Consider the following 6,223-nt stretch of genomic DNA (forward strand, 5'->3'; position numbering starts at 1 on the left):
CAGACTTGGAAACTATCTCATCAAATTAGTCCCCCCATAGAACCCCCTTGAGCCATCTGGCACACTTTTCTCTTTTTGTCAAATTTTATGTTAAGAAAGATGTGACTAATGGATAGCTTGATAAGGGGGGTGTCTGACAGTTTTTAACACCTACCTACTTAGTGCCAGATTAATTTCTTAGCTAGGATAGGCAAGAGGCAGCTAGAAAAAATTCTCCTGTCTCCTGTCACGGCTGCTGGCAGTAAGTAATTTTGCCGGCATCTGATATTCAAACTCAAGCAACTATGTGTCAACTTCTAGGCATGAATTGTAATGTCCCCACGGATATCTGTTTTTTCCTTCGAGGGATTTTGTGCGCGGGGAGGAAAAACCGACGAACATCGAGACGGTTGGGGAATTGCCTTTTTTGAGGGTTTAGGCTGCCGAACTTTTATTGATGTTAAACCCTCGATCGCTTCTCCGATTGCGGAATTAATTAAAAACTATCCCATCCATTCTACCAATGTTATCGCCCATATTCGCAAAGCCACCCAAGGAGAAATTAAACTAGAAAACTGTCATCCTTTTCGGCGGGAATTGTGGGGAAAATATTGGGTTTTTGCCCATAATGGTAATTTAGAAAATTTCTCACCTGCTGCGGGAGATTTTTATCAACCGGTTGGGGAGACGGATTCGGAAAAAGCTTTTTGTTTAATTCTTAATACCCTGCGAGAGACTTTTCCCCAGGGCAAACCTTCCCTAGAACAACTCTATCCAGTCCTAAAAACTATCACAAACTCTATCGCTTGTCAAGGTATTTTTAATTATCTTTTATCCGATGGTGAACACTTTTTTGCCCATTGTTCAACTAAATTAAGCTATATAATCCGGCAATATCCTTTTGCGGCTGCTCATTTAATTGATGAAGATGTTAGCGTTGATTTTCAAGCTTTAGCTCGTCCGGGCGATCAAGTGGCAATTATTGCCACTACTCCCTTAACTGATAATGAAGTTTGGACAACGATTAATTCAGGAGAATTATTAGTTTTTCAGCAGGGCGCAGCAATTTTAAGTTAATCTTACCAGTGGTCACTTTGCCGAGATTTTTCTAAATCAATTAACTGAGTTTTTAGTCCTAACCAATCTAATTGATGGGCGAGGCAATCTGAACCAATTTTTCCCGCTTCTAGATAAATAACTCTCTCGGCAAATTCCTCTAAAAAATCTAGTTGATGATTGACCATAATTATCGTCATTGAACTTTGATTATTTAATACTTCTAATAACCTGGTGGCCGTGCCTGTATCTAAAGCAGAGGTGGGTTCATCTAATAACAGTATGCTCGGTTCTAACAACAAAGCTCTGGTAATTGCCACTAATTGTCTTTGTCCTAAAGATAATTCTAACTCCCCGCGCTCAAACCACTGTTCAGGAATTTTTAATAGAGATGTCCAACGGTCAATTCTCTGATTAATTTCGGCAGGAGTAAATTTTTTTAATTGCAGAGGATAAGCGAGAGCATCTCGAACAGTCATCCCTAATAACTTCGACTCTTGTAGCAATAAAACTATCTGTTGTCGCAGGGAAATAACCGGTATTTCCTGAATCGATTTACCTCGAAAATAAATATTTCCCGTGCTGGGTTCCTGCAAACGATTTAACAATCGTAAAAGAGTCGTTTTTCCTGCCCCAGATGCTCCGACAATAGCTAACTTTTCTCCTTGCTTGATGCTAAAAGTAATATCTTCTAACAGATAAGCACTACCCCGTCGGATAGCTAAATTTACTTGCTGTAGTTCTAAAATCAAGAGCGTTCTTTTCCTTACTTAGTTCAAACTTATTATATAATGAAAATAGCCCAATGAGTTCGGCAGGTATTCCCCATGGTTAGTCAAGTTAACAAAACCGAGATTATCTATCCTGAGAGCGACGGTAAACCGATGGCAGATAATACTAAACAATTTCACTGGATAGTAACGATTAAGCAGAATATCGACTGGTTATATATCGATGATCCCCAGGTATTTGTAGCGGGGGATCTGTTATGGTATCCCGTGCAAGGCCAGCCGAAAATTGCTGCCGCTCCTGATACGATGGTAGTATTTGGCAGACCGAAAGGCGATCGAGGTTCCTACAAACAATGGCAAGAAGATAATCTTGCTCCTCAAGTCGTCTTTGAGATTCTTTCTCCCAATAATACCTCCATCGAAATGGCCAAAAAATTGCTATTTTATGATCGCTATGGAGTCCAAGAATACTACGTCTATGATCCCGATGATAATAGTCTAGAAGCTTGGCAGCGAATTGGTGACAGTTTAGACAGTGTTAGTGAGGTTAATAATTGGGTGAGTCCCCGTTTAGGCATTCGTTTTGACTTAACCGACGAGTTAAAAATTTATCGTCCTGATGGTACTCAATTTTTGTCCTACAGCGAAATTAATCAACTACTGGAGCAGGAAAAGCAACGGGCTGAAAATGAACGACAACGGGCTGAAAATGAACGCCAACGGGCTGAACAGGTCAATCAGCAGTTAGTAGAAATGGAGGCAAAACTGCAAAAATATCGTCAACTTTTTGGGGAATTACCTAACTAGGGTCTGCTGAATAAATGTGAAATATAGACGAGGTAAGGGGTTTGGGGCCTGTTTGGCGAGGCAGGTGCAAGATTTTAAAGCTAGTGGCTCAAAAACCTTGCATCTTGATCGGCGATTGCGTCCTGTAGGGGCGAAGCATTCGGGCAATAACTTATTGCTGAAACCGTAGATTTTCTATCCGAATGCTTCGCCCCGATTTTTTCAGCCAGCCCTAACTAGCGACGGGAGCATAACAAAAAAAAAGAGGACTGGTTAGTCCTCTTAACAAGATTAGTTTTCGCTAAATGTTAAACACAGAATGATTGCCAGGCCTAGTAGGCTAGACCCATACTGCGGGTGGTTTCTGCTCCGAGATAAACCCGAATGCTCAAGAAATCCGTCGGACAAGCGGTTTCGCAACGTTTGCAACCAATACAGTCTTCCGTGCGGGGGGAAGAGGCAATCTGGGCAGCTTTACAGCCATCCCAAGGAACCATTTCCAGCACGTCGAGGGGACAAGCCCGAACGCATTGGGTGCAACCGATACAGGTATCGTAAATTTTAACGCTATGAGACATCGAATTATGACTCCTTACCGAGTGTTCTCCATGTTAAATTTCGGGTTTATCGGTTAGTTTACCTTACAGCGATCTGTTCATCGCTCGATCGGTGACATAACTTTAAACTCTGTAACACTTGGGGCCAAATGGCGATCGCTAGTCAGGGATCGGGCAATTCTAAAATAGCCTTAAAGAATTGCTTGCCGGGGTTACGGGGGGAACCGAAAAAGGTAATCTGGATCGCAAGATAATTTATTTCGTTTGCCAGTATGACAGAAATAGCGATCGAATCGATCCTACAGGAAAATCGGCTGTTTCCTCCCAGTGCCGAATTTGCCCAGAATGCCACCATTAAAAGCTTTGAAGAATACCAGCAACTCTACGCCAAAGCCAAGGCCGATCCCTCGGCTTTTTGGGCCCAATTAGCCGAAAAAGAATTACATTGGTTTGAAAAATGGTCAGAGATTCTTGACTGGCAGCCCCCCTTTGCTAAATGGTTCGTCAACGGCAAGATTAATATTTGTTACAACTGTATTGACAGACATCTCACGACATGGAGGCGCAATAAAGCTGCCATCATCTGGGAAGGAGAACCGGGAGACAGCCGCACCATTACCTACGAACAGCTACACCGAGAAGTATGTCAATTTGCCAACGCTTTAAAAGAATTAGGCGTGAAAAAAGGCGATGTGGTCGGAATTTATATGCCGATGATTCCCGAAGCGGCCATTGCTATGTTAGCCTGTGCCAGAATTGGCGCGCCCCACAGTGTAGTTTTTGGGGGATTTAGTGCCGATGCTTTGCGCGATCGTCTTAATGATGCGGCCGCTAAGGTGGTAATCACTGCCGATGGTGGTTTCCGCAAGGATAAAGTCGTTGCCCTCAAGGAACAGGTAGATCTGGCTCTAGCCGATAATAGCGCCCCCAGTGTGGAAAAAGTTCTCGTTGTCCAGCGCAGCAAGGAACCCATCAATATGGTTGCCGATCGCGATTACTGGTGGCATGATCTACAAAAACAGGTATCTGCTAATTGTCCGGCCGAACCCATGGATAGCGAAGATATGTTATTTATCCTCTACACCAGTGGTTCCACCGGCAAACCGAAAGGAGTCGTCCACACCACCGGCGGTTATAATCTCTACACCCATGTCACCTGCAAATGGATTTTTGACCTGAAAGACACCGATGTTTACTGGTGTACTGCCGATGTGGGTTGGATTACCGGCCATAGTTATATCGTTTACGGACCGCTTTCCAATGGTGCCACCACGGTAATGTATGAAGGGGTTCCCCGTCCCTCTAATTTAGGCTGTTTTTGGGATGTAATCGAGAAATATCGGGTTAATATCTTTTATACTGCCCCCACTGCTATCCGCGCTTTTATCAAAATGGGTGAAGACATCCCCAATAGCCGGGATTTATCCTCTTTGCGCTTACTGGGAACCGTGGGAGAACCGATTAACCCGGAAGCGTGGATGTGGTATCACCGGGTTATCGGTAAAGAAAAATGTCCGATTGTCGATACTTGGTGGCAAACGGAAACCGGGGGGATTATGATTACTCCCTTACCCGGGGCAATTGCCACCAAACCGGGGTCAGCAACCCTACCTTTCCCCGGTATTATGGCCGAAGTGGTGGACTTAGACGGCAATCCCACCCACGCGAATGAGGGGGGTTATCTGGTGGTCAAACATCCCTGGCCCGGTATGATGCGAACAGTCTATAAAAATCCCGATCGCTTCCGTAATACCTACTGGGAACATATCGCCCCCAAAGATGGCCAATATCTCTATTTTGCTGGAGATGGTAGCCGTCAGGACGAAGACGGTTATTTCTGGGTAATGGGGCGCGTCGATGACGTGATGAGCGTTTCTGGCCACCGTTTAGGGACAATGGAGATCGAATCAGCTTTAGTATCCCATCCTGCGGTAGCGGAGGCGGCTGTAGTGGGACGACCAGATGAAATTAAAGGGGAAGAAGTCTATGCTTTTGTGACTCTCGAGGGGCATTATGAAGCGAGTCCGGAGTTAGCGCAAGCATTAAAGGATCACGTTGTCAAGGAAATTGGCATTATTGCCCGACCGGGAGAAATCCGTTTTACCGATGTGCTGCCAAAAACGCGATCGGGTAAAATTATGCGTCGTCTCTTGCGAACTTTAGCATCAGGTCAAGAGATTTCTGGTGATACTTCTACTCTAGAAGATCGATCGGTTTTGGATAAATTACGGCAAGGTGCGTAATTTAATTGCCGGTTTTTCCTAGCAGTTAGGGTGAGGAATAAGAGTTAATCTTATCTCACTCTAACGGGAGTGATGCTCGGTGAACATATTTGCTCAAGCACCAAAGCTATAACTAATAATAAATCCTGTTGAAAAGGTATAGGGGAAGTGGGGAAGTGGGGAGAAACAATCCATAACTTGGGAGTTAATCACAGGATTAAAAACGGATTTAGTATAATAGCAAAGATAAGAGCGAATTGAAATTATAGGAGTTTAATCAATGACCACCACCACTACTACCGATAATGATTTAAAAAGACTAGAAGATTTAATCCTCAATGGACAGAAGATAATCGAACATCGATTCAACGAGATCGACAATCGACTCACTATCATGGACAATCGACTCACTACCATGGACAATCGACTCACTACCATGGAAACTCGACTGATTGAGGTTGACAATCGATTGAAGGTGATCGAGAATGGACAAGCGGAAATGAAAGCTGATGTCAAAACTGTTCAAAAAGATACTACCGATTTAAAGATTGAACTCACGGAAGTTAAAGGTGATATTAAAACTCTTGATAGTAAATTTGATGACATGAATAAACGCTTAGAGAAAGTCGAAGGAACCCAAAAAAATCAAATTTGGACATTGATAACTGTCCTAAGTGGTTCCTTACTAGCCGTGGGATTTAGAAGTTTTTTTATCGACAATAATCCCTAATCTCAGCAAGAGAATTGCTATATAACAGTTTTATGAGAAAGGCTGTTAATTAGGGTTTGCTGAAAAAGTCATTGAAAAGTACAGGTCTCTTAATCAATGATTTCACTTAGCTACAAGCATAAGCTTTAGTTGTTGATTAATTTTTAAGTCATAACTTATCCT

The 6,223-nt window shown here is 43.2% G+C and carries 5 protein-coding genes and 1 pseudogene; 4 read left to right on the top strand and 2 right to left on the bottom strand.

The window, feature by feature from the left end; all coding sequences use genetic code 11:
- The first annotated feature begins 284 nt into the window (after positions 1-284).
- Positions 285-1,056 (top strand): annotated as a pseudogene (locus EWV68_RS05960) (class II glutamine amidotransferase).
- A 2-nt stretch (positions 1,057-1,058) separates the two neighbouring features.
- On the opposite strand, the gene EWV68_RS05965 reads toward EWV68_RS05960, so the two are convergent.
- The gene (locus EWV68_RS05965) at positions 1,059-1,787 is read right to left on the bottom strand and encodes an ABC transporter ATP-binding protein (protein ID WP_287169156.1); all 729 of its coding nucleotides are present in this window, start codon (positions 1,785-1,787) and stop codon (positions 1,059-1,061) included.
- 75 nt (positions 1,788-1,862) lie between these two features.
- Between EWV68_RS05965 and EWV68_RS05970 the strand changes: the two genes are divergently transcribed.
- Positions 1,863-2,573 carry a Uma2 family endonuclease gene (locus tag EWV68_RS05970; RefSeq protein ID WP_287169158.1) on the top strand — a complete coding sequence of 237 codons (711 nt, stop codon included), beginning with the start codon at positions 1,863-1,865 and terminating at the stop codon, positions 2,571-2,573.
- A 311-nt stretch (positions 2,574-2,884) separates the two neighbouring features.
- Here the strand turns inward: EWV68_RS05970 and psaC are convergent, their stop codons facing one another.
- The gene (gene psaC, locus EWV68_RS05975; RefSeq protein ID WP_002734319.1) at positions 2,885-3,130 is read right to left on the bottom strand and encodes a photosystem I iron-sulfur center protein PsaC; all 246 of its coding nucleotides are present in this window, start codon (positions 3,128-3,130) and stop codon (positions 2,885-2,887) included.
- Between the two features lie 251 nt (positions 3,131-3,381).
- Here psaC and acs point away from each other — a divergent pair, with 251 nt between their 5' ends.
- Both acs and EWV68_RS05985 read left to right on the top strand, forming a co-directional pair.
- Positions 3,382-5,352: an acetate--CoA ligase gene (gene acs, locus EWV68_RS05980; RefSeq protein WP_287169160.1), complete on the top strand. Its 1,971-nt coding sequence runs from the start codon at positions 3,382-3,384 to the stop codon at positions 5,350-5,352.
- Positions 5,353-5,611: 259 nt separating this feature from the next.
- Positions 5,612-6,061 (top strand): hypothetical protein, encoded by a 450-nt coding sequence (locus EWV68_RS05985; RefSeq protein ID WP_287169162.1) that lies wholly within the window; start codon positions 5,612-5,614, stop codon positions 6,059-6,061.
- The last annotated feature ends 162 nt before the right edge of the window (positions 6,062-6,223 follow it).

This window comes from Microcystis sp. M_QC_C_20170808_M9Col (assembly GCF_007095495.1).
Taxonomy (GTDB): Bacteria; Cyanobacteriota; Cyanobacteriia; order Cyanobacteriales; family Microcystaceae; genus Microcystis; species Microcystis aeruginosa.